Annotated in this window: 18 protein-coding genes; 3 read left to right on the top strand and 15 right to left on the bottom strand. The window is 54.9% G+C overall.

Going from position 1 to position 25,517, the window contains the following annotated elements; all coding sequences use genetic code 11:
- The first annotated feature begins 283 nt into the window (after window positions 1–283).
- The gene (gene malT / locus ACLD4F_RS17850; RefSeq protein WP_079965421.1) at window positions 284–2,989 is read left to right on the top strand and encodes an HTH-type transcriptional regulator MalT; all 2,706 of its coding nucleotides are present in this window, start codon (window positions 284–286) and stop codon (window positions 2,987–2,989) included.
- 133 nt (window positions 2,990–3,122) lie between these two features.
- Here malT and ACLD4F_RS17845 read toward each other — a convergent pair whose 3' ends face one another.
- The 4 genes from ACLD4F_RS17845 to ACLD4F_RS17830 all read right to left on the bottom strand — a co-directional run bounded on the left by ACLD4F_RS17845 (window position 3,123) and on the right by ACLD4F_RS17830 (window position 7,833).
- Window positions 3,123–3,683 (bottom strand): hypothetical protein, encoded by a 561-nt coding sequence (locus ACLD4F_RS17845; RefSeq protein WP_094947774.1) that lies wholly within the window; start codon window positions 3,681–3,683, stop codon window positions 3,123–3,125.
- Window positions 3,680–4,714 carry an RNA 3'-terminal phosphate cyclase gene (gene rtcA / locus ACLD4F_RS17840; RefSeq protein ID WP_133322401.1) on the bottom strand — a complete coding sequence of 345 codons (1,035 nt, stop codon included), beginning with the start codon at window positions 4,712–4,714 and terminating at the stop codon, window positions 3,680–3,682. Before rtcA ends, ACLD4F_RS17845 begins: the two co-directional genes overlap by 4 nt.
- Before the next feature lie 3 nt (window positions 4,715–4,717).
- Entirely contained in the window at window positions 4,718–5,932 is a 1,215-nt protein-coding gene (gene rtcB / locus ACLD4F_RS17835; protein ID WP_001105531.1) for an RNA-splicing ligase RtcB, read from the bottom strand.
- Window positions 5,933–6,279: 347 nt separating this feature from the next.
- Window positions 6,280–7,833, bottom strand: a complete 1,554-nt coding sequence (locus ACLD4F_RS17830) for a vWA domain-containing protein (RefSeq protein ID WP_411010964.1) — start codon at window positions 7,831–7,833, stop codon at window positions 6,280–6,282.
- A gap of 189 nt (window positions 7,834–8,022) precedes the next feature.
- On the opposite strand from ACLD4F_RS17830, the gene rtcR reads away from it, so the two are divergent.
- Window positions 8,023–9,606 (top strand): RNA repair transcriptional activator RtcR, encoded by a 1,584-nt coding sequence (gene rtcR / locus ACLD4F_RS17825; protein WP_411010963.1) that lies wholly within the window; start codon window positions 8,023–8,025, stop codon window positions 9,604–9,606.
- Here the strand turns inward: rtcR and ACLD4F_RS17820 are convergent.
- The 3 genes from ACLD4F_RS17820 to glpE form a co-directional block, all read right to left on the bottom strand.
- Complete coding sequence (locus tag ACLD4F_RS17820; protein WP_052939266.1) at window positions 9,603–10,361, bottom strand: DeoR/GlpR family transcriptional regulator; 759 nt, start codon at window positions 10,359–10,361, stop codon at window positions 9,603–9,605. The genes rtcR and ACLD4F_RS17820 overlap by 4 nt on opposite strands.
- A gap of 93 nt (window positions 10,362–10,454) precedes the next feature.
- Window positions 10,455–11,285 (bottom strand): rhomboid family intramembrane serine protease GlpG, encoded by an 831-nt coding sequence (gene glpG / locus ACLD4F_RS17815; protein WP_000928702.1) that lies wholly within the window; start codon window positions 11,283–11,285, stop codon window positions 10,455–10,457.
- Window positions 11,286–11,360: 75 nt separating this feature from the next.
- Window positions 11,361–11,687: a thiosulfate sulfurtransferase GlpE gene (gene glpE / locus ACLD4F_RS17810; protein ID WP_000434524.1), complete on the bottom strand. Its 327-nt coding sequence runs from the start codon at window positions 11,685–11,687 to the stop codon at window positions 11,361–11,363.
- Window positions 11,688–11,885: 198 nt separating this feature from the next.
- On the opposite strand from glpE, the gene glpD reads away from it, so the two are divergent.
- Window positions 11,886–13,394, top strand: coding sequence for a glycerol-3-phosphate dehydrogenase (gene glpD, locus ACLD4F_RS17805; protein WP_411010962.1), 1,509 nt, complete (start codon window positions 11,886–11,888; stop codon window positions 13,392–13,394).
- A gap of 46 nt (window positions 13,395–13,440) precedes the next feature.
- On the opposite strand, the gene ACLD4F_RS17800 is transcribed toward glpD, so the two are convergent.
- From ACLD4F_RS17800 to ACLD4F_RS17765, 8 genes are all read right to left on the bottom strand, one after another.
- The gene (locus tag ACLD4F_RS17800; protein WP_080095296.1) at window positions 13,441–13,986 is read right to left on the bottom strand and encodes a hypothetical protein; all 546 of its coding nucleotides are present in this window, start codon (window positions 13,984–13,986) and stop codon (window positions 13,441–13,443) included.
- A 9-nt stretch (window positions 13,987–13,995) separates the two neighbouring features.
- Window positions 13,996–15,489, bottom strand: coding sequence for a PstS family phosphate ABC transporter substrate-binding protein (locus ACLD4F_RS17795; protein WP_411010961.1), 1,494 nt, complete (start codon window positions 15,487–15,489; stop codon window positions 13,996–13,998).
- Window positions 15,490–15,619: 130 nt separating this feature from the next.
- Entirely contained in the window at window positions 15,620–18,067 is a 2,448-nt protein-coding gene (glgP, locus tag ACLD4F_RS17790) for a glycogen phosphorylase (protein ID WP_000993424.1), read from the bottom strand.
- 19 nt (window positions 18,068–18,086) lie between these two features.
- Window positions 18,087–19,520, bottom strand: a complete 1,434-nt coding sequence (gene glgA, locus ACLD4F_RS17785) for a glycogen synthase GlgA (RefSeq protein WP_001197669.1) — start codon at window positions 19,518–19,520, stop codon at window positions 18,087–18,089.
- Window positions 19,520–20,815 (bottom strand): glucose-1-phosphate adenylyltransferase, encoded by a 1,296-nt coding sequence (gene glgC, locus ACLD4F_RS17780; protein WP_000253994.1) that lies wholly within the window; start codon window positions 20,813–20,815, stop codon window positions 19,520–19,522. Before glgC ends, glgA begins: the two co-directional genes overlap by 1 nt.
- Before the next feature lie 14 nt (window positions 20,816–20,829).
- Entirely contained in the window at window positions 20,830–22,806 is a 1,977-nt protein-coding gene (glgX, locus tag ACLD4F_RS17775; protein WP_000192491.1) for a glycogen debranching protein GlgX, read from the bottom strand.
- Window positions 22,803–24,989 (bottom strand): 1,4-alpha-glucan branching enzyme, encoded by a 2,187-nt coding sequence (glgB, locus tag ACLD4F_RS17770; RefSeq protein ID WP_000098553.1) that lies wholly within the window; start codon window positions 24,987–24,989, stop codon window positions 22,803–22,805. Before glgB ends, glgX begins: the two co-directional genes overlap by 4 nt.
- Before the next feature lie 346 nt (window positions 24,990–25,335).
- Window positions 25,336–25,517: Asd/ArgC dimerization domain-containing protein (locus ACLD4F_RS17765; RefSeq protein WP_411010960.1), on the bottom strand; the 182-nt coding region annotated here is incomplete at its 5' end.

Genomic DNA, 25,517 nt, shown 5'->3' with positions numbered 1-25,517 from the left:
TAATTAAACGCCTGGTATCGCCATTGTGTTAAATCCGCATCATGTCCAGGACATTATTTATAACAACGAAAATATGACCTCAGCCCAGCTCTGACGCTCGTTTCAACCGCGCCGAATACTTTTTTAATACCGTTATTTAGAATTGTGACAGAGTGCAAATTCAGACACATAAAAAGTCTGCTTAGCTTGCATTAAAATGCTTTCTGGCCGACCTTATATCTATTAATTACGAAGCGCAAAAAAAATCGCAGTTCCCCCCATTTCCCACAGTGAAGTGATTGCTATGTTGATTCCGTCTAAATTAAGTCGTCCGGTTCGTCTCGACCATACCGTGGTTCGTGAGCGGCTGTTGGCTAAACTTTCCGGCGCGAACAATTTCAGGCTCGCCCTGGTAACCAGTCCTGCTGGCTATGGGAAAACCACGCTTGTCTCACAGTGGGCGGCGGGCAAAAATGAATTAGGCTGGTACTCTCTCGACGAAGGCGATAACCAGCAAGAGCGGTTCGCCAGTTACTTAATTGCCGCAATCCAACAGGCCACCGGCGGACACTGCTCTACCAGCGAAGCGATGGCGCAAAAACGTCAGTACGCCAGTCTGACGACCCTCTTCGCACAGCTCTTTATTGAACTGGCGCAGTGGCATCGCCCGCTTTATCTGGTGATTGACGACTACCATTTGATTACCAATCCGGTGATTCACGACGCGATGCGCTTTTTCTTACGGCATCAGCCGGAAAATTTCACCCTGGTAGTGTTATCGCGTAATTTGCCGCAACTGGGCATCGCTAACCTGCGCGTGCGCGATCAGCTGTTGGAAATCGGTAGCCAGCAGTTGGCTTTTAACCATCAGGAAGCAAAGCAATTTTTTGACCGTCGTCTTTCGTCGCCCATTGAAGCCGCTGAGAGCAGCCGCATGTGCGACGATGTGGCCGGTTGGGCCACTGCGCTACAGTTGATCGCCCTCTCCGCGCGCCAGAACCATACCTCTGCGCATCACTCCGCCCGCCGTCTTGCCGGGATTAATGCCAGCCACCTTTCTGATTATCTGGTGGACGAAGTACTGGATAACGTGGATGTCAGCACCCGACATTTTTTACTTAAAAGCGCGATCTTACGCTCAATGAATGACGCGTTGATCGTGCGCGTGACCGGCGAAGAAAACGGCCAGATGCGGCTGGAGGAGATTGAGCGCCAGGGGTTATTCCTGCAACGCATGGACGACACGGGCGAGTGGTTTAGCTATCACCCGTTGTTTGGTAGCTTTCTGCGCCAGCGTTGCCAGTGGGAACTGGCGGCGGAACTGCCGGAGATCCACCGTGCGGCCGCGGAAAGCTGGATGGAACAGGGTTTTCCCAGCGAAGCTATACATCATGCGCTGGCGGCGGGTGACGCGCAAATGCTGCGCGATATCCTGCTTAATCATGCGTGGGGGCTGTTTAATCACAGTGAACTGGCGCTGCTGGAAGAGTCATTAAAAGCGCTGCCGTGGGAAAGCCTGCTGGAAAATCCGCGGCTGGTGTTGTTACAGGCCTGGCTGATGCAAAGCCAACACCGCTATAGCGAAGTGAATACGCTGCTGGCGCGCGCCGAGCAAGAGATCAAAGGGGTCATGGACGGCACGCTGCATGCTGAATTTAACGCGCTGCGCGCCCAGGTCGCCATCAACGACGGCAATCCGGAAGAGGCTGAGCGGCTGGCGAAACTGGCGCTGGATGAGCTTCCTCTCGCCTGGTTTTATAGCCGCATTGTCGCGACCTCCGTTCACGGCGAAGTGCTGCACTGTAAAGGCGATCTCAGCCAGTCTTTATCGCTGATGCAGCAAACCGAACAAATGGCACGCCATCATGACGTCTGGCATTACGCGCTGTGGAGCTTAATTCAACAAAGCGAAATTCAGTTCGCACAGGGATTCCTGCAGGCCGCATGGGAAACGCAGGAGAGAGCCTTCCAGTTGATCAAAGAGCAACATCTGGAACAACTGCCGATGCATGAGTTTCTGGTACGTATCCGCGCGCAATTGCTGTGGGCGTGGGCGCGCCTTGACGAAGCGGAGGCCTCGGCGCGCAGCGGTATCGCTGTGCTGTCCACCTTCCAGCCGCAACAACAGTTGCAGTGCCTGACGCTACTGGTGCAGTGCTCGCTGGCGCGCGGCGATCTGGATAATGCCCGTAGTCAGCTTAACCGACTGGAAAATTTATTAGGCAATGGTCGTTATCACTGCGACTGGATCTCTAACGCCGATAAGGTGCGTGTCATTTACTGGCAGTTAACCGGCGACAAAAAATCCGCCGCCAACTGGTTACGTCATACGCCCAAACCGGCGTTTGCCAATAACCATTTTCTGCAAGGGCAATGGCGGAATATCGCCCGCGCGCAGATCCTGCTGGGCGAATTCGAGCCTGCGGAAATCGTGCTGGAAGAGTTAAATGAGAATGCCCGTAGCCTGCGCTTAATGAGCGATTTAAACCGCAATCTGCTGTTACTCAATCAGCTTTACTGGCAATCCGGGCGGAAAAACGATGCCCAGCGCGTATTGCTTGATGCCTTACAGCTCGCCAACCGCACCGGATTTATCAGCCATTTTGTGATTGAAGGCGAAGCCATGGCGCAACAATTGCGTCAGCTTATCCAGCTCAATACGCTGCCGGAGATGGAGCAGCATCGCGCGCAGCGCATCCTGCGAGAGATTAACCAACATCACCGGCATAAATTCGCCCATTTTGACGAAGGCTTCGTCGAGCGCCTGCTTAACCATCCGGATGTCCCGGAGCTTATTCGCACCAGCCCGCTCACCCAGCGTGAATGGCAGGTGTTAGGGCTTATCTATTCCGGTTACAGCAACGAACAGATTGCCGGCGAACTGGCGGTGGCCGCAACCACCATTAAGACGCATATCCGCAACCTCTATCAGAAACTCGGCGTCGCGCACCGTCAGGACGCGGTACAGCACGCGCAGCAGTTGCTGAAGATGATGGGGTACGGGGTTTAACGTGTGCCTGATGGCGCTTCGCTTATCAGGCCTGCAGAGTCATTTTAAAACATATTGATATTGATGGTTTTGTAGGCCGGGTAAGGCGTAGCCGCCATCCGGCATAAACGTAAATCCAGACGCTGAGTTGGCTTCAGGCCCGATGGCCATCGCTCAGCCGCAGGTTAAATGGCGCCCATCCATCCGGCGGGTCCCATTCGCCACTGCCATAAATAATACCCTCCCGGATATCGTGAATAATGACGCCATCAATACCACACGGTTCCGATCGCCAGATAATGCCGGAACTCACGTTGATAAGAAACGTATACTGAAAGGTTGTGACCAGGAAATTCTCGCTCAGCGAGGCCTTATGATCCCAAACATCGGGTATTGAATAAATATGGCCAACATAATCATCAAGAAACAGGCTCTTAACCTGATGTGAATCCGTATCAAATAAGTGAACGTGCTGACCGTATAATATCGCAATAGTCTTATCATTATTCATGATGCCGCTGAAGCACTGCTCAACGATCCAGCGCCCCTCTTCCAGCGCGACAAAAAGACACAGCACGATAACCGGCTCGCCGTCCTGACTCACCAGCACTCTTCGCCGCATCGTTGAAGGGCCGGAAAAGGGATTAACATCCCTCTCCGGGATGGCGTCAGCAACGCGTTGTTCAGCATCAAGGAAATCAGCGTAGTATGTCATGATCCGCTATCCTTTTTACTTACCATAACCTGCACCATCCCCCTCGCCTCCTCCAGGTTGAACGTTACCGGCAAAAACCGTTCCACCACCGCAATATTGGTAAGCAAGTGAGCGGAAGCCCGCGCCACGGTAAACGCGCCTTCGCCCGCCAGCGCCAGCGGTAAAATCAGCTGGTCGGCCAGATGCTCTCCCACCGCCGCCGGACTTGCGAGATAGCGCCGCGCTTCATGCGCAACCTGATTAGCTACCGCTTCCGCGCTGGTGCCTTTTACGCCGAACGCGGCGAACAGTTCGGTCAGTTGTTCGCTTTGGATCATCAGCGACAGCGCGTTGCCCGGCCCGCAGCCGCCTTCCAGCGCAACGACGTTTTTCTCCGCCTGCGGGAAGTGGGCTTCCAGCGTTGCGACTTCACGTTCGCCAACGTGGTGAGGCACCGAGGCCAGCAAAGCTTCGGCGGTGATACGCAGCGTCTCGCCGCGCGATATCAGCGTTAGACCGCGTAAAGACGCCGCCGGTTCGACGACCGTCGCCGCCGCGCCGCCGCCTGCCGGATAAAAGCCGTGTTTTATCAGCGTGGTACGCTGGCTGATGCCCATCCTCGCCAACAGCGGCTCCCAGACGCGGCAGATAAAATCGGCGCTGGGCGCGGCCTGATTATGCGTCCCGCCGTGAACCTCCACGCGGGATGAACCATCGGCAAACCACAGCGCGGGCAGGACGGTTTGCAGCACCAGCATACAACTGCCCGCGCTGCCAATCGCGAAACGGTACTCGCCGCCGCGAATCGGCCCCGGCGTAAAACGCAACTGTTGCGAGCCCAGCTCGTCGCCGTTCACCTGCGCGCCGCAGATTTCCGTCGCCGCCCGCACCGCCGTTAAATGCTGGCGTAGCAGCCCCGGTTTGGCGCGCCCGGCGCGGATGCCGCTCATTTCAAACGGCTGGCCGGTTATCATTGATAAACTCAGCGCCGAGCGCAAAATCTGCCCGCCGCCCTCTCCCTGTGCGCCATCCAGCGCGATGATCCTTGCCATTTTCTATCCTTTAACGCACACCACCTGCCGCAGGGTGTACATGATTTCCACCAGGTCAGACTGCGCCGCCATCACCGCATCAATATCTTTATACGCCATTGGGATCTCGTCGATTACGTCCGCATCTTTACGGCATTCGACATGCGCGGTGGCGCGAATCTGATCGTCAACGCTAAACAGTTTCTTCGCTTTCGTTCGGCTCATCACACGTCCGGCGCCGTGGCTGCACGAACAGAACGACTCTTCGTTACCCAGCCCGCGCACGATAAAGCTTTTCGCCCCCATCGAACCGGGAATGATACCGAACTCACCGCGCCGCGCCGAAACCGCCCCTTTACGCGTTACATAAATCTCTTCGCCAAAGTGCTGTTCTTTTTGCACATAGTTATGGTGGCAGTTGATCTCGTCCATATCGAGGGCGATCGGTTTTTCCACGCAGCGCTGGAGCGCCGCCAGCGCGTTTTCCATCATCGCCTCGCGGTTCAGGCTGGCGAATTGTTGCGCCCAGTGTACCGCTTTCAGGTAATCATCAAAATATTCGCTTCCTTCATTAAAATACGCCAGATCGCGGGACGGCAGCGTTTCTAACTGCTCCTGCATTTCTTGCTGCGCCAGGCCGATAAAATAGGTGCCGATGGCGTTACCGATCCCGCGCGAACCGGAGTGCAGCATGATCCATACCCGATCGGTTTCATCCAGACAGATCTCAATAAAGTGGTTACCGGTTCCCAACGTTCCCAGGTGCTTATAGCTATTGGTATTCAAAAAGCGCGGATATTTTTGCGTTAACCACTGATATCCCGCTTCCAGCTGCGCCCATTTTTCATCAACGTTGGCGGGCGGGTTTCCCCATGCGCCCACATCGCGACGCCCGCGTCCGGTGGTACGCCCGTGAGGCACAGCGGCCTCTATGGCGCTACGCAGCTCCGCCAGATTTTCCGGCAGATCGGCCGCCGTTAAGCTGGTACGCAGCGCGTTCATTCCACAACCGATATCCACGCCCACCGCCGCCGGAATAATCGCCCCTTTCGTCGGGATCACGCTACCGATGGTCGATCCTTTCCCCAAATGCACATCCGGCATAACGGCAATATGTTTGAAAATAAACGGCATTTTCGCCGTATTAATCAGTTGCTGACGGGCATCGTCTTCTACCGGTACGCCTTTGGTCCACATTTTTACCGGTGCATTCTGGGTGGTCATCAATTCGTAATTCATCATTTTTTTCTCGTTTTAATCATTAGGGTGGCGACAAGTTTATGTGAATACACCGCTCTACCATTGAGCTACAGAGCCGGGCTCTGACGGGTCTCGAACCCGCAACAAATGTAGATCCACAGGCATTCGCCAAAATAGGGTGGCACGACAAGTTAAGGTGAATCACCCGCTCTACCGTTGAGCTACAGGGCTAAGCCCCGGCAGGGTTCGAACCTGCGTCTGGCCATACAAGGTGTAGATCCACCAGCATTCGTACCTTCAGCGTTGCGCGACAAATTTATAGCCGGGATGATACGCATCGGGAAAGATGTAATCCCGGCCAGCATTCGCGCCGCGCTGAATACTCTTTACAGCGTCACGGCTTCAATCTCTTCCAGCCAGTGCGCGCTGCCATAGCGACCGTTAACAAAGTTATCTATCACCGTAAACACCTCGTCGCTGAAGCCGCCGACGTTCAAAATATCGCTTCGTTCCGCCGCCTGCGTGGTGCCGTAAGGCAGCAGATCGATACACACCAGGCGCGCCTGCGGGTTGCGCTTTTTCAGTTCGATCCAGCATTCCATGGTGGCCGTTGAGCCATGGCGCGACTTATCAACCCACGATTCGTTATCCGACACCATAATCACCAGATCCACCCGCGCCCGCTCGTTCAACAACCTACGTAGCGGCGCGGAGCAGTTGGTGCCGCCGCCGCCAACCGCCGCCAGCTTTTGCGCGTTGTGCATGACCGACTGGCGCGCATCAAGCCGCACGTCGACCACATCGCATTCAAACGGCAGCACGCGGGCCTGCGGATGATTACGCAACACGGCGGCGGCGATCAGCCCGGCAACGTCTACGCAGCGGATCTTACTGGTCGCCCCCTTGCGATAGCCGGTTATCGACGACTTCATCGACCCCGACACGTCCGGGCAGACCACCACGTTGCCGCGAAACGGCGGAATGTTCTCCAGCGCGTACTCCATCGCCTGCGCTAAAGCCTCGCGAATAACCTGCGGCACGCCGCTTTGCAGATTGCTCCACGCCGACAGCAACTGATAAGGATAGACCCAGGACTGGCGCACCTGCGCCCTGTCCGCCAGCCGCTGCGCCACGCTGGCGGCAAGCGTTGCATTCTCAAACACGCCATGACGCGCCAGCGTATTCAAATTCATCCGTAACGTTTGCCAACTCATCCGCTGCGCCAGCTGTGCCCACTGTTCGCGACTCAGCGGCGCGTTGGTCAGCAGTAAAAACGGCACATCGGGTAAGGCCGCGCCCATGTCGCCTTCACGAAACGCCAGCAGCGCGCGCGTTTTTTCCGGCAACTGCGCCTTATCGCATGACTTACCAATCAGCCAGGCGAAGAAGGCTTCCTGCCACGCCGCCTGCGGCCGTGGGTGCACCATTTTGACGATATCCGCCAGCGACGGCGCATTGCCCACCGATGCCTGCAATAAGCGCTCTTCGCTGGCGTTCTGCAACCAACGCTGCACCAGCTTCTTTGGCCGCGTCCCCAGCGAGCGCCGCCCGGTCACGCCGCTGCGCAACATTTGCACAAAGTTACGCAGCATCCGGCCATTATTGATCACCCGCGCAAATACTACCGGCAGCAGCGCCGAACCACGCGCCGCCAGAATGGCGGTCAACAGCGCGGGCATATCCTTCATCATCCCGCGTTCGCGGCCATAAATCGCCAGTTGCGCTAAAAACAGATCGTCGAGATCTTTCGCCGTCGCCAGAACATCATTTAGCTGCGCCTGGCCGCTGGCATAAAAAGTCTCGTTCATGCAGCCGGTCATCACCATTTGCGCCAGTTTATGGCGCGGGGTGAAGGCAAAGGCCGCTGCGCCTTGCTGATTGCTGGCGTTGGCCAGCGGCGCGTCCCTTAACAGCGAACGGAACAAAAGTGGATTAGCCATTTGTTTTTCCCATTTCCGTTATTCTCCATGCCATGGTTATTGCAACCAGCGTGCCAGAAAATAAATTATTTTTTAATATATTGATTTTTAACTAATTTATTTCTTTGGTGTTCAGGTGAAAGAAAAATGCCTGCACGACAGCCATTAAAAAGCGATAAAATTATCTCGTCTTTTAGAAGGAAATCTAAGATGCGAAAAACGGTGGCCTTTGGTTTTGTCGGTACGGTACTCGACTATGCAGGACGCGGCAGTCAGCGTTGGGAAAAATGGCGCCCTACTTTGTGTCTGTGCCAGCAGGAGACGCTGGTCGTTCACCGCCTGGAACTGCTGTACGATGCCCGCTCTCGCTCGCTGTTTGAAGGATTAAAGAAGGATATCGCCAGCGTCTCGCCGGAAACGGAAGTCGTCGGCGTAGAAATCGCGATCCGCAACCCGTGGGACTTCGAAGAGGTTTACGCCTGCCTGCACGATTTCGCCCGCAGCCATACCTTTCATCCCGAAGATGAAGACTATCTGATTCATATCACCACCGGCACCCACGTCGCGCAGATCTGCTGGTTCCTGCTGGCGGAGGCGCGCTATCTACCGGCGCGATTAGCGCAGACCTCGCCACCGCGCAAAAAAGATAAACCGCATAGCACGGGCGACGTGATGATTATTGACCTCGACCTCAGCCGCTACAATGACATCGCCACCCGCTTCGCCCAGGAGAGGGAGGAGACGCTCAACTTCCTGAAGTCCGGCATTGCAACCCGCAACCCGTGTTTCAACCGGATGATTGAGCAAATTGAGCGCGTCGCGATACGCTCCCGTTCGCCAATCCTGCTCAACGGCCCGACCGGCGCGGGCAAGTCGTTTCTCGCCCGTCGAATCTATGAACTAAAACTGGCCCGCCACCAGTTCAGCGGCCCGTTTGTCGAAGTGAACTGCGCCACCCTGCGCGGCGACACGGCGATGTCGGCGCTGTTCGGCCACGTTAAGGGGGCGTTTACCGGCGCGAGAGAGGAGCGTGCAGGGTTGCTGCGCAGCGCCGACGGCGGCATGTTGTTTCTTGACGAAGTGGGAGAGCTGGGCGCGGATGAACAGGCCATGTTGCTGAAAGCCATTGAAGAGAAACGCTTTTACCCTTTCGGCAGCGACCAGCAGGTCAGCAGCGATTTCCAGTTGATTGCCGGCACGGTGCGCGACCTGCGCCAGCGGGTCGCGGAGGGGACATTCCGCGAAGACCTGTACGCGCGCATTAATCTCTGGACCTTCGAACTACCGGGCCTGCGTCAGCGCCAGGAAGATATTGAGCCAAACCTTGACTACGAACTGGAACGCCACGCGGCGCTAACCGGCGACAGCGTGCGTTTTAATACCGAAGCGCGCCGCGCCTGGCTGAGCTTCGCCACCTCGCCGCAGGCCGCCTGGCGCGGTAACTTCCGCGAACTCTCCGCCAGCGTCACCCGCATGGCGACGCTGGCGGACAACGGGCGAATCACGGTCGAAACGGTAGACGATGAAATCGCGCGTTTGCGCTATAGCTGGAATGACCATCGCCCCTCCGCGCTCGACGGATTGCCGGGCATTGACGCAACGGCGCTGGATCTGTTTGACCGTATGCAGCTGGAAAACGTCGTTGCGGTCTGCCGCCAGGCGAAAACCCTTTCCGACGCCGGGCGGCAGCTATTCAACGTTTCCCGCCAGGGGAAAGCCACGGTGAATGACGCTGACCGGCTGCGTAAGTACCTGGCGCGTTTTGGTCTGACGTGGGACGTTTTACAGAATTAACACAGCTCCAGTTGGATATGGTTCTCCGTCAACACCTGCATCACACCCGGCGGCGGCAGGGTATCGGTGTAGACCGCATCGACCATACTAATGCTGCCCATGTTTACCATCGCGTTACGGCCAAATTTGGAATGATCCACCACCAGCATCACATGGCGTGAATTTTCAATAATCGCGCGCTTGGTACGCACCTCGTGATAATCAAACTCCAGCAGCGAACCATCGCTGTCGATGCCGCTAATCCCCAGAATACCGAAATCGAGACGGAACTGGGAGATGAAATCCTGCGTCGCCTCGCCAATAATGCCGCCGTCGCGGCTGCGGAGTTCGCCGCCGGCGAGGATAATACGAAAATCCTCTTTCGCCATTAGCGTGTTCGCTACGTTCAAATTGTTGGTCACGATCCGCAAATTACTGTGCCCTAACAGGGCGTGCGCTACGGCTTCCGGCGTCGTGCCGATATCAATAAACAGCGTTGAACCATTGGGGATCTGGGCCGCGACTTTGCGAGCGATGCGCTCTTTTTCTTCCGTTTGCGTCGCCTTACGATCGTGCCACGGCGTGTTCACCGAGCTGGAGGGCAACGCCGCGCCGCCGTGGTGGCGCAAAATCATATTCTGTTCCGCCAGATCGTTAAGATCCCGACGAATGGTTTGCGGGCTGACAGAAAAATGCTCCACCAGCTCTTCCGTACTGACGTACCCCTGTTTTTTCACCAGTTCAATGATCGCGTCATGCCGTTGTGTTTGTTTCATGAATAATCTCTGAAAGTAACCAACCTTGCGCCGGATAGCGGCATTCGCCCTACCCGGCCTGGAAAAATATCTCGACCACAGGCCGGATACGCCTCACGTTCGTTTTCGCGCATTCAGCGTATCAACAAAGGCCATCGCTAAACCGACGATAAGCCCGGCGATGTGCGCGCCGTTCGCCATAGACATGCCAAACCAGTCAAACCAACCAGCGACTATCCACAATAATGCAAAAATAATTAAGCCGCGCTGGAGGTAAATTCCGCTTTGCGGATCGCGCTCTCCGCGCAGCCACACGTACCCCATCAGCGCATAGACGACGCCAGACAGCCCGCCAAACCACGGGCCGCTAAATTTCTGCTGTACATAGCCGCTTAGCAGCGCGCTTATTACCGTAATGACGATTAATTTACCGCTGCCCAGGCGCTTCTCTACCGCCCCGCCGAGATACCACCACCACAGCAGGTTAAAAAGAATATGCATCAGTGAGAAGTGCATAAAGATATGGGTGAAGTAGCGCCAGACTTCAAATTTTAAAACCGGATCGAACGGCCACGCCAGCCACACCATCACCGTCTGATCGCCGATGAGACTCATCGCGATATAGACCAGCACGCAGGCGAGCATCACGATCCAGGTAACAGGGCCGGCTCGTTCACGCAGCGTGGCGAGAAAGGGAAAACGGCGGTAGCGCAGTCCGCTGTTCGTCTGCCCGGACTGCCAGCTAGCCGCCAGATAACGCGGATCGCCGGGATTTTCTATAAACCGCGCCAGCTCGACCCGCACACGTTCGGCCTGCGATTCATCTGCCAGCCAGATATCGCTTTGATTATGTTGCTGAATAGTAAGAATGACGCCCTGGGTGGCCATGTAATCAACAAATGCCTGCGCCACGCGAGGATTCGCAAAGGAAGTAATCATCAACATTATTGCTGTCGCTTAGTCCATACAAAAGAAGACAGTATATATACCCTTCTTGTCGGAGGCTGCATCTTTATGGGATTACGCGCCATTCGCGACATTGGCAGGGAAACGGCGATGCCAGGCCTCAAACCCGCCGTCAATGCTGTAAACCGCATCATAGCCTTGCTGGAGCAGATACTGCGCGGCGCCTTTACTACTGTTGCCGTGATAGCACATTACCATCACGGCGGTATCGAAACCATGCTCACGCATAAACGCGCCCAGCGTATCGTTAGTCAAGTGAAACGCCTGCGGCGCATGACCCATGGCATAACTTTGCGGATCGCGAATATCGACCAGCACCGCCGCGCCCTGGTGCAGTTTCTGATACGCCTCTTCTACAGTGATACATTCAAATTGTTCCATGAATCGCTCTTTCATTATTGCCGGTGAAGCCAATTAAGGCATTTTATCGCCCAGTGTACGTTGACGGAGTAGCTTAACGCCATAATGTTATACATATCACTCTAAAATGTTTTTTCGATGTTACCAATAGCGCGTTTCTTTGCTATTATGTTCGATAACGAACATTTTTGAACTTTAACGAAAGTGCAAGAGGGCAGCATGGAAACCAAAGATCTGATCGTGATAGGCGGGGGCATTAACGGTGCAGGCATCGCGGCTGATGCCGCCGGACGCGGTTTGTCCGTACTCATGCTGGAAGCGCAGGATTTGGCCTGCGCGACCTCTTCCGCCAGTTCGAAACTTATCCACGGCGGCTTACGCTACCTTGAACACTACGAATTCCGCCTGGTCAGCGAAGCGCTGGCAGAACGTGAAGTGCTGTTGAAAATGGCGCCGCACATCGCCTTCCCGATGCGTTTTCGTCTGCCGCACCGCCCGCATTTACGTCCAGCCTGGATGATCCGTATCGGTCTGTTTATGTACGATCACCTCGGCAAACGTACCAGCTTACCCGGTTCCACCGGTGTGCGGTTTGGCGCAGATTCGGTGCTCAAACCTGAAATCGTGCGCGGATTCGAATATTCCGACTGTTGGGTAGACGATGCGCGTCTGGTGCTGGCTAACGCACAGATGGTGGTGCGTAAAGGCGGCGAAGTCCTTACCCGTACTCGCGCAACCGCCGCTCGTCGGGAAAATGGTCTGTGGATTGTCGAAGCGGAAGATATCGACACCGGTAAAAAATATGTCTGGCAGGCGCGCGGACTGGTTAACGCCACCGGACCGTGGGTCAAACAGTTCTTCGACGAAGGGATGCACCTGCCGTCACCGTATGGCATCCGCCTGATCAAAGGCAGCCATATCGTCGTGCCGCGCGTCCATAATCAGAAGCAGGCGTATATTCTGCAAAACGAAGATAAGCGTATCGTCTTTGTCATTCCGTGGATGGAAGAGTTTTCGCTCATTGGCACAACCGATGTCGAATATAAAGGCGATCCGAAAGCGGTAAAAATTGAAGAGAGCGAAATTAATTACCTGTTGAAGGTCTATAACGCGCACTTCCAGAAGCAACTGGGGCGCGATGACATCGTCTGGACGTACTCCGGCGTCCGTCCGCTGTGCGATGATGAGTCCGACTCACCGCAGGCGATCACTCGCGATTATACCCTGGATATTCATGATGAAAACGGCAAAGCGCCGCTGCTTTCCGTGTTTGGTGGTAAGCTCACGACCTACCGTAAGCTGGCCGAACATGCGATGGAAAAACTGGCGTCTTATTATCCAGGCATCGGGCCGGCATGGACCAAAACGTGCGTACTGCCCGGCGGCGACATCGACGGCAGCCGCGAAGATTACGCGGCGAAGCTGCGTCGTCGTTACCCATTCCTGACGGAATCGCTGGCGCGCCACTATTCGCGCACTTACGGCAGCAACACGGAGTGGATTCTCGGCGAAGCTACGTCACTGCTTGATTTAGGCGAAGATTTCGGTCATGAGTTTTACGAAGCGGAACTCAAGTACCTGGTGGATCACGAATGGGTGCGCCGTACTGAAGATGCTATCTGGCGTCGCACCAAAGAAGGCATGTGGCTGACCGCCGAACAGCAGTCCCGCATCACCCAGTGGCTGGCGGCGTATGTTGAGAAACACCAACTTTCACTGGCGTCGTAATAAAATCCGGGGCGGTTTATACCGCCCTTTTCGCCACATACCGCATTCACTCGCCGGGTTTTGTACAGCCGGGCATATGATTAGTGATACGGTAGCGATCGACACTTATTTTGGTAATAAAGAAGGGTTTTGCCCGCGCTTCGCTATTCCAGAGAGTTTTCCCCGTTTTACACCAGCTTTTATGAGAAAAGTTGGCATAATGAACCACGCTCTCCTCCCCCAGCACGCTTTCAAAATGCGCGCGTTTATCACCGTCGGCCACGCTAAAGTCAGCATAAAAAAGATTGCTGTCCAGGTTAAACGTCATCTCTATTTCACTGGCGGACGATGGAAAGAACACAGGTAGCCAGGTCCAGATACCGGACTGCTCGGGTATGGCGGCATAATCAGGAAAATAGCTTACCTGGCGATCATCGCAGGCGGTCAGCACAGCGATGATGATTAATGTTGCACCACACCGGAGGACCTGATTAATCAGCTCAGCAACAATATCTTTATGCCACGAAGTGGATTCACGCCGTGCAATACGAATATCCGCGCCGCTGGCCGGGTCTACGCCTACCCGTTCCACATATAATTTAACATCTTCCATTTAGTCCCTTTATTTCGCGGCCGGATACAGCGGCACATATCCCACATCCTGCACCAACTGTTGTCCCTGCGGGCTTAGAAACCAGTCCACCAGCTTTTGTGTTTCCGCTGTGGGGTGTTCACGGGTGACCATATAAACATCAACCGTGTACGGGTAACTGCCGTTACGAATATTTTCAACCGTCGGGGCAACATCGTTTATCGCCAGTAATTTAATCTCTTTATTGCTGTGCATCTGCGTAGCGTAATAACGAAAGGTATAGCCAATGGCGTTGTGCGTATTGCGATACTCAGCCACGATATCCACCATTTCCCCCATCGCGGTTGCCACTGATGTTGTTTGCGCTGGCATCAGCTTTGTTTCTTTCATTACCTTCGCCAGCATCGCCGTTTGGCTGCCAGAGTTTTCTGGTCGCTGCCAGGGCTTAATGTCGATTGCCTCTCCGCCTACCTCATTCCAGTGGGTGATTCTTCCGCTAAAAATGCCGCGAATTTGTACATCACTCAACGATGACACGGGATTGTTTTGGTTGACGATAAACACAAACGCTTCACGTGCAAAGGGGGTGTAAACCAGTTTTACGCCACTGGCCTCGGCCAATTGCTTTTGAGCAGTGGAAGGCTGGGCGACAAAAATAAGATCGGCATTACCGTTAAGGATATTTTGATAGGCTTCAATGGTTCCCTGGTTTTCAAGGTAGTCTTCAGGGCAGATATCATCCGGAAAGCGCGTAAGCGCATAAAAAGCCGAGGCGTATAACGGCAAGCCAGCCGTTGCGCCATCGAGCCGCGGCCAATTTTGAGTGAGCAAAAGTGTCGGTTCATCGCGCAGCCCGGTTAGCTTGTTGCCCCATGTGTGCGCCTGATAATCGCGGAAATAAAGATATTCACTGCTCTCGGGAGCGGGATACTTCACGGCATAAAGATGTGACTGGTATACGGCACAGCTCCCGAAAAACAGCAGGCTAATCACCAGCAGATTACGACAAGTGTAGCCCGCACCGCCGCGTAGCACTCCCCAACGCGCACCGCCATACCCTAATGCAAAACAGAGCTGCGAGCCAACCGGGATGAGCAACACTGCCCATACCCAGCCGTTGAAAAAGGATATTACGCTGGGTACTAACCAAAGCGTTTGCACCACCTGGGCGATGGGTTTACGCCCTATCGCGCGAATATTAAGATCGGTGAGAAACATCAGGATGACCCACCCCATCAGCACCACCAGAGCGGGCATAAGCAGGCAGCAATCACGCCATTCTGGATTTACCTCTGATGCATTTCCCTTTCCCCATATTCGGCCACAAAGAAAAATTAACCCTGCGCCCAGAAGCGCTACCGGGATAATGGTCGCCTTCTCAATAGATTGCGCGACGGGGATACTATTTTCAAGAACGCTAATGCACGCCCACGTTCCCCCCACGATAATCGTAATAATGTTCACCAGCAGCGGCACGCCGATAAACGCCATCACCAATGATATTAAGCTCCTTTGCATCTTCATATTTTGCTTCACCCATCCCTGTATCAGCGCAAAGTATAAACCTGCAGATATCTCCCCCTTCCCCCGCACTTTTCCGAAATACACGCATAAAAAACGGGGCCGTTTGGCCCCGTTCTCAAGCGTTAAACCGCTACAACCGCACCGGATCAATATGCCAGATATTTTCGGCATACTCTTTGATGGTTCTGTCCGATGAGAAGTAGCCCATATTGGCAATGTTGAGCATCGCTTTCGTCGTCCATTCTTCCGGGCGACGATACAACTCATCCACCTTATCCTGGCAGTCCACGTAGCTGCGGTAGTCCGCCAGCACCTGATAGTGATCGCCAAAGTTAATCAGCGAATCTACCAGATCGCGGTAACGGCCTGGCTCTTCCGGATTAAAGACGCCGCTACCAATCTGCGTCAGTACCTGATGTAGCTCTTCATCTTTTTCATAATAGTCGCGAGGCTTATAACCCTGCCTGCGCAACGCTTCCACCTCTTCGGCAGTATTACCGAAGATAAAGATATTCTCCTCGCCGACATGCTCCTGCATCTCTACGTTCGCGCCATCCAGCGTACCAATGGTGAGCGCGCCGTTCAGGGCAAATTTCATATTACTGGTGCCGGAAGCTTCTGTCCCTGCCAGCGAAATCTGCTCAGACAGGTCGGCAGCGGGAATGATTACCTGCGCCAGGCTGACGCTGTAGTTCGGGATAAACACTACTTTCAGCTTGTCGCCAATCTGCGGATCGTTGTTAATCACTTTCGCCACGTCGTTGATCAGATGAATAATGTGTTTTGCCATGTAATAGGCGGAAGCCGCCTTACCGGCAAAAATATTCACCCGCGGCACCCAGTCAGCCTCCGGATTTTCTTTAATGCGGTTATAGCGGGTAATGACATGCAGTACGTTCATCAACTGCCGCTTGTATTCGTGAATACGCTTAATCTGCACGTCGAATAACGCTTTAGGGTTCACCACCACATTCAGTTGTTGCGCTATCACTACCGCCAGCCGTTTTTTATTTTCCAGCTTCGCCTGACGCACCGCATGATTGACCAGCGGATAATCACAATGCTGCTTCAGCTCGCTGAGCTGACTAAGATCGGTACGCCAGGTACGGCCAATATTCTCATCCAGCACGTCAGACAGCGGCGGGTTTGCCAGCGCCAGCCAGCGGCGCGGCGTAACGCCGTTAGTGACGTTACAAAAACGGGTCGGAAAAATCTTCGCAAAATCCGCGAACAGCGACTGCACCATCAGGTTGGAATGGAGTTCAGAAACGCCGTTGACTTTATGGCTGACCACCACCGCCAGCCAGGCCATCCGTACCCGGCGGCCGTTCGACTCATCAATAATCGACGCGCGTCCAAGCAGGCTGGTATCGTTGGGATATTGCTCCTGCAAAGTTTTCAGGAAATAGTCGTTAATCTCGAAGATAATCTGCAGGTGACGGGGCAGAATTTTCCCCAGCATATCGACGGGCCAGGTCTCCAGCGCCTCGCTCATCAACGTATGGTTGGTATAAGAGAAGACCTGACAGCACACCTCAAACGCGTCGTCCCAGCTAAATTTATGTTCATCAATCAGCAGGCGCATCAGCTCCGGAATTGACAGCACCGGATGCGTATCATTGAGGTGAATGGCGATTTTATCCGCCAGATTCTCATAGGTTTTATGCAGTTGATAATGACGGTGCAGGATATCCTGCACCGTCGCCGAGACCAGAAAATACTCCTGGCGCAGGCGTAGCTCTCGTCCGGAATAGGTGGAATCGTCCGGGTAGAGCACCCGCGACACGTTCTCAGAGTGGTTTTTATCTTCCACCGCCGCGAAGTAGTCGCCCTGGTTGAATTTACCGAGGTTGATTTCACTACTGGCCTGCGCATTCCACAGCCGCAGTGTGTTAGTGGCGTCGGTGTCATAACCGGGGATGATCTGATCATACGCGACGGCCAGAATCTCTTCCGTCTCAATCCAGCGCGCTTTTTTACCTTCCTGCTGAATGCGCCCGCCAAAAAGCACTTTATAGCGCGTATTGTGGCGCTTGAACTCCCACGGGTTGCCATATTCCAGCCAGTAATCCGGAGACTCTTTTTGCCGCCCGTCGACAATATTCTGCTTAAACATGCCGTAATCGTAGCGAATGCCATACCCGCGACCCGGTAATCCTAGCGTCGCCAGCGAGTCCAGGAAGCAAGCCGCCAGCCGTCCTAAGCCGCCGTTGCCAAGCCCTGGGTCATTCTCTTCATCGATCAGCTCTTCGAGATCTAAGCCCATGGCCTCCAGCGCGCCTTTAACGTCATCATAAATGCCCAGCGAGAGCAGCGCGTTAGAGAGGGTACGACCAATCAAAAACTCCATCGACAGGTAATAAACCTGCCGGGTTTCCTGCGATAATTGAGCTCGATTAGAACGCAGCCAGCGCTCCACCAGACGATCGCGCACCGCGAACAACGTGGCGTTCAGCCATTCATGTTTATTGGCAATGACCGGGTCTTTACCAATCGTAAACATCAGCTTATAGGCAATAGAATGCTTAAGCGCCTCAACGCTGAGTGTGGGCGATGCATAAGTAAACGGAGCATTCATATAAATGATTCCTGGATGACTATTTCAAGCGATAGTACAGCTCGCGGTATGATTTCGCGGCAACTTGCCAGCTAAAATCCATCGCCATCGCCTGCCGTTGTACAAACCGCCAAAGCGAAGGCCGTGACCACAACACAAAAGCACGCCGAATCGCGCGTAGCAACGACCAGGCGTTACTGTCTTCGAAGACAAAACCGCTGGCGATACCGTCCGCCAGATTTTCCAGCGAACTGTCGGAGACCGTATCGGCCAACCCCCCGGTACGCCGCACCAGAGGCAGCGTGCCATACTTTAAGCCATATAACTGCGTTAAGCCGCACGGTTCGAAACGACTGGGCACCAGAATAACGTCCGCGCCGCCCATAATGCGATGCGAGAAAGCTTCGTGATAGCCGATCTGTACGCCAACCTGCCCTGGGTGTTCCGCCGCCGCCGCGAGGAACCCTTCCTGAAGCACCGGATCGCCCGCGCCGAGTAGCGCCAACTGCCCGCCCTGCTCCAGCAGCCCCGGTAACGCCTCCAGCACCAGATCCAGACCTTTCTGGTTGGTCAGACGGCTTACCACGGCGAACAGCGGCACTTTGTCGTTAACCTTCAACCCCATCGCAATTTGTAGCTGACGTTTGTTTTCCGCCTTCTCTTCCAGGGTATCGCGCGTGTAGCGCGACGCCAGCAGCAGATCGGATTCCGGGTTCCAGATCTTCTCATCCACGCCGTTCAGTATGCCGGACAAGCGCCCTTCCAGATGACGCTGGCGCAGCAGGCCTTCCATACCATAAGCAAACTGCGGTTCGGTAATTTCACGCGCATAGGTCGGGCTCACCGCCGTAATATGGTCGGCATAGTACAAACCGGCCTTCAAAAAGGAGAGTTGTCCGTTGAACTCCAGCCCATGCATATTAAAGAATGACCACGGCAGTTCGATGTCATCCATATGCTTTGCATAAAACATGCCTTGATAGGCCAGGTTGTGTACGGTAAAGACCGATTTCGCCGGCCGCCCGCGCGCCGCCAGATAGGCGGGCGCCAGCCCGGCGTGCCAGTCATGGGCGTGCACCACGTCGGGGCGCCAGAATGGATCAAGTCCGCAGGCCATTTCACAGCCGACCCACCCTAACAGGGCAAAGCGCAGCACGTTATCGGTATAGGCATATAAATTCGTATCGTGATAGGGACTGCCTGGACGCTCGTACAGATGCGGCGCGTCGATCAGATAAATGCCCACGCCGTTATAATGCCCGAACAGCAGCGATATCTTACCTGCGAAAGTATCGCGGCGGCTCACCACATGCGCATCGGGTATCCCCCGACGGATATCGGGAAACCCAGGAAGCAGAACGCGAACATCAACACCATCCGCAATTTGTGCCGCAGGCAACGCGCCTATCACATCCGCCAGCCCCCCAGTCTTCAGCAGGGGGAACATCTCTGAACATACATGTAAAACCTGCATTATCGCTCCTGTTTGACCTGCAGTTTGCGCAGCATTTCACGCGTGACCAGTACAATACCTTCTTCTGAACGGTAGAAACGACGAGCGTCCTCTTCCGCATTTTCACCAATCACCATGCCTTCCGGGATAATACAGGCACGGTCAATAACACAGCGACGTAAACGGCAGGAGCGTCCTACCCAAACCTCAGGTAACAACACTGCCGAATCAATATTACAAAAAGAATTTATTCTCACCCGTGGGAAGAGCACAGATTGCACCACCACCGAACCGGAGATAATGCAGCCGCCGGAGACCAGCGAGTTCAGCGTCATACCGTGGCTACCTGAGCGGTCCTGCACGAATTTCGCAGGCGGTAGCGATTCCATATGCGTACGGATAGGCCAGTTCTGGTCATACATATCCAGCTCCGGCGTCACCGAGGCTAAATCCAGGTTCGCCTTCCAGTAAGCTTCCAGCGTACCTACATCGCGCCAGTACGGTTCGGCTTGTGGATCGGACTGCACGCAGGAGAGCGGGAAAGGATGCGCGTAAGCCATACCTTCGCGGGTGATTTTGGGGATAATGTCTTTACCGAAATCGTGGCTGGACGCGTCATCTTTATCGTCTGCCGCCAGCAATTCATACAGGTAATCGGCGTCAAAAACGTAAATGCCCATACTGGCCAGCGCTTTGCTGGCGTCACCAGGCATCGCGGGGGGATTCGCCGGTTTTTCGACAAAATCAATAATCTTGTCGCTTTCATCGACCGCCATCACGCCGAACGCCGTCGCTTCTTTGATCGGCACCGGCATACAGGCCACCGTGCAACGCGCGCCCTTTTCAACGTGATCGATCAACATACGCGAGTAGTCCTGCTTGTAGATATGATCGCCTGCCAGGATGACGACATATTCCGCTTTATAGCGACGAATAATATCCAGGTTCTGGGTCACCGCGTCTGCCGTGCCGCGATACCAGTTTTCGCCCTTCATACGCTGTTGGGCTGGCAGCAGATCGACAAATTCGTTCATCTCTTCGCTAAACAGTGACCAGCCGCGCTGAATATGCTGCACCAGCGTATGGGACTGATACTGAGTGATCACGCCGATACGGCGAATCCCGGAGTTCAGACAATTAGATAAGGCGAAATCGATGATGCGGAACTTCCCACCAAAGTGGACGGCTGGTTTGGCGCGTTTGTTCGTTAAATCTTTTAGACGCGTGCCGCGGCCGCCGGCCAGGATTAGGGCAACAGATTTCAATGGCAGCTGGCGCGCCAACATTACACGATCGTTCTTCTCTAAACTCACCATGATTAACTCCTTTTTTATCCTCTCTGGAACACACACAGTCCATGCGCAGGTCCCTGCCAGACCGCCGTTATCACCGGATTATCCTCTCCAGCGAATGGGGGAACGGCGCGCCATTCCCCTTCGGGTAAAACTATATCTGTCACCTCAAGCGTGGCATTTATCGCAATCAGAAAACGGTCCGACAACAGAATTTGCATCAGCTTAGGCCCGTTTTGCCACTCATCCGCACTCAAGGGTTGCGCGTTTTTATTTAGCCAACGCACGTTGCCATCGCCTTCTTCCCACCAGCTATTGCCGGTTAAAGCCGGTATCTGCTGACGCAAACGAATCAGCGCGGCGGTAAACGTGGTTAACCCACGGTTTGCCTGCTGCCAGTCCAGCCAGGTTAAGGCATTATCCTGACAGTAGGCGTTATTGTTGCCGTGCTGGCTATGGCCGTGTTCATCGCCTGCCAGCAGCATCGGCGTTCCCTGAGAGAGCAGTAGCGTCGCCAGCAGGGCATGAATGCTGTCGCGCCGCCGCTCCATTAAATCAAGCGGACCGCCTAATCCTTCTTTACCATGATTGTCGCTGTAATTGCTGTTGGTGCCGTCGCGATTTTCCTCACCGTTCGCCTCATTGTGTTTCTGATTGAAACAGACGCAGTCCCGGAGCGTAAAACCGTCATGCGCCGTGAGCAGATTGACAGAGGCGCCGGGCGCGCGGCCATTGCGTTTAAACACATCGCTGGAAGCGGCGAAACGACAGGCAAATTCCCCGGTCGTCAGGTTACGCGGCAACCAGAATCGGCGGGCCGCATCGCGAAAATGGTCGTTCCACTCGGCAAACGGTGGCGGAAAATTCCCGACCTGATAGCCGCCCTCGCCAATGTCCCACGGTTCAGCAATCAGCTTGACCGTTGATAACACAGGACACGCTTTAATCGCGGCGAACAGCGGCGCATCCTGGCGAAACGTCGGCGTGCGCCCCATGACGGACGCCAAATCAAAACGAAAACCATCGACATGACAGGTTTCCACCCAATAGCGCAAACACTCGCACGCGTATTCCACCACGCCGGGATGGCTTAAATTGAGCGTGTTGCCGCACCCCGTCCAGTTGTGATAATCGCCATCGTCCCTTATCCAATAATAGCTACGGTTATCAATTCCGCGCAGGGAGAAGGTTGGACCGTCCAGATCCAGCTCGGCGCTATGGTTTAATACGATGTCCAGAATGACCTCAATCCCCGCGCGATGCAGCGCTTTCACCGCATCGCGAAACTCGTCCAACGCCGTCTCGGGCGAACTGGCCCAGGCGGGATGCAGCGCGAACATCGCCATCGGGTTGTAACCCCAATAATTGGTCAGCCCCATACGTTGCAGGCGCGGCTCGCTGGCAAACTGCGCTACCGGCAACAGTTCCAGCGCCGTAATGCCAAGCTGTTTGAAGTACGCCACCATGACCGGATGACCGAGCGCTTTATAGGTGCCGCGTATCTCCTGGGGGAGTTCCGGATGCAGGTAGGTAAGCCCTTTGACATGCGCTTCATAGATGACCGTTTTTCCCCACGGCGTGCGCGGCGCGGCGTCATCTTCCCAGTCATAATGGTCGCTGATTACCACGCTTTTCGGCGCCACCGCCGCGTTATCGCGGTAGTCCGGTTCATCGTGTCCGCCGTGCAACAGCGGATGATCTTTTAGTTCGCCCTCGACCCGGCGCGCATAAGGGTCAAGCAGTAACTTCGCCGGATTAAACCGATGCCCCTGCGCTGGCTGCCACGGGCCATGTACGCGATAGCCATAGCGCAAACCTGGCCTGGCGCCTGCCAGATAACCATGCCAGACATCGCCGCGACGTCCTGGCAGGTCATAGCGACGCTCATTCCCTCGGGAATCAAAAACGCACAGCTCTACGCGCTCCGCATGGGCGGAAAAGAGCGTGAAATTCACGCCATGACCGTCATACGTTGCGCCATGCGGCGTTGCTTCGCCGATCGCAAGCTGCGTCATTCCCCCTCCCGCATCAGCCAGATCGTCGCCAACGGCGGTAACGTCAGGCTAAGAGAGTGCTGACGGCCATGGCTTTCGATCTCATCGCTGTGCACCACGCCGCCGTTGCCGGTGTTGCTACCGTGATAATGCATCGAATCAGTATTGAGAATTTCACGCCAGCGTCCCGGCTGGTTGATGCCAAAGCGGTAGTCGTGGCGAGGAACGGGCGTAAAGTTGCTGGCGACGATGATCTCGTTACCGGCTTTATCACGGCGTACAAAAATCAGTACCGAGCGTTCATTGTCATCGACCACCAGCCACTCAAAGCCGTAAGCATCAAAATCCAGCTCATGCAACGCTTTATGGTGGCGATAGGTGTGGTTGAGATCGCGTACCAGACGCTGAACCCCGTGGTGCCAGTTATCGCCGCCCTCCAGCAAGTGCCAGTCGAGGCTGGCGTCATGGTTCCACTCGCGTCCCTGGGCAAACTCATTCCCCATAAACAGCAGTTTCTTGCCGGGGAAGGCCCACATCCAGCCATAATAGGCGCGCAGGTTGGCAAATTTTTGCCACGCATCGCCCGGCATACGATCGAGAATGGATTTCTTGCCGTGAACCACCTCATCGTGCGACAGCGGCAGAACAAAGTTTTCGGTATGGTTGTACAACATACCAAAGGTCAGCTTGTCGTGATGATACTGGCGGTACACCGGGTCCAGCTTCATATAGTCCAGCGTGTCGTGCATCCAGCCCAGGTTCCACTTGTACCAGAACCCCAGGCCGCCCGTTTCCGGTGGACGCGTCACGCCAGAGAAGTCTGTCGACTCTTCCGCCATGCTGACCGCGCCGGGCACCTGCTCGCCAATAATGCGGTTGGTATTACGCAGAAACTCAATGGCTTCCAGGTTTTCACGACCGCCGAACTCGTTCGGTATCCACTCGCCCTCTTTGCGGCTGTAGTCGCGGTAGATCATAGAGGCCACCGCATCGACACGCAGCGCATCAATCCCAAAACGCTCCATCCAGTACAGGGCGTTGCCCACCAGATAATTACTGACTTCACGACGACCATAGTTGTAGATCAGCGTATTCCAGTCCTGGTGATAGCCCTCGCGCGGGTCGCTGTGCTCATAGAGGTGGGTGCCGTCAAACTCCGCGAGGCTAAATTCATCGGACGGGAAATGGCCCGGCACCCAGTCGAGAATGACGTTAAGGCCCGCCGCATGGGCCGCATTGATGAAATAGCGGAAGTCGTCCCGCGTACCAAAGCGGCGGGTCGGCGCGTAGAGGCCGGTCGGCTGGTAGCCCCAACTGCCGTCAAACGGATGTTCGTTGACCGGCAAGAGTTCAAGGTGCGTAAAGCCCATCCATTTGGCGTAAGGCACAAGCTGATCCGCCAGCTCACGATAGCTCAGCCAGAAATTGTTATCCGTATGGCGGCGCCATGAACCTAAATGCACCTCATAAATCGAGATCGGCGCATCAAACTGATTGGCTTTTTGTCGTTCTTCGCTTGGCGTCACTTTCTCCGGCAGTCCGCAAATCATCGACGCCGTTTCCGGACGCATCTGCGCCTCAAAAGCATAGGGATCGGCTTTAATGCGCAGATTACCGTTCGCATCAAGCAGCTCGAATTTATACAGTTGTCCATTATGCGCGCCGGGGATAAACAGCTCCCAAATACCGCTCTCTTTGCGCAGACGCATTGGGTGGCGACGCCCATCCCAATAGTTGAATTGCCCGACAACCGAAACGCGACGAGCATTAGGCGCCCAGACGGAGAAACGGGTGCCGGTGACGCCATCCATCGTATCGGCGTGCGCGCCCAGCGTTTCATAAGGACGCAGGTGGGTGCCTTCCGACAATAGCCAGGCATCCATTTCCTGTATTAATGGACCAAAACGGTAAGGATCGTCGATGAGGTTCTGCTGTCCGTGCCAGGTCACGGCGAGCTGATAGCGAAAGAAATTTTTACGTCGGGGTAAAACGCCGCAGAAAAAACCGCGAGCGTCGAGACATTCCAGTTTGCCGACTTTACGTCCGGTTTTGGGTTCAATCACCCATACGTCGGTGGCGTCAGGTAATAGGGCGCGGACTTCTAGTCCGGCTTGGGTCTGGTGCATTCCGAGTACGGAAAAAGGGTCCGCAAAATGTCCTGCAATTAGCGCATTAATCACGTCTCTATCGATACGACTGGACATGGTTTGTCATCCTGTTTTGTGGCGTCACTCCATCTCACTGAATTCAACATCAGGTAGTGACACTTCTTTGACCTGAACGGCGCAGCACACTGTGCATCCTATCTGCGTCGTCCTACCTTCAGGTTAGGCTTAATACCCGTGGGATTAAGCTACCCTTAAAGAATAGCCAATGCTCTGCTTAACTCCTGATAAAAATGAAACATCTGCGTTTACTCCTGTATTACGCAAAAAAAGGGTGACGATGCACCCCTGGTTTAACACAAATTTCCCCGCCGGATGGCGGCGCTGACGCGCCTTATCCGGCCTACAGAACCACACGCAGGCCCGATAAGCGCTGCAATAGCCACTACGCCAACTGGCGCAGCATTCGACGCAGCGGCTCGGCGGCGCCCCATAACAACTGGTCGCCTACGGTAAACGCCGATAAGAACTCTGGCCCCATGTTCAGCTTACGCAGACGACCAACCGGCGTAGTCAACGTGCCGGTCACCGCCGCCGGGGTTAATTCGCGCATAGTGATATCACGAT

Source organism: Salmonella sp. 741265050_HSA, assembly GCF_046569445.1.
Lineage (GTDB): Bacteria > Pseudomonadota > Gammaproteobacteria > Enterobacterales > Enterobacteriaceae > Salmonella > Salmonella enterica.
Note: the sequence above shows the minus strand (reverse complement) of the source record. Positions and strands in the feature narration are given on the sequence as shown.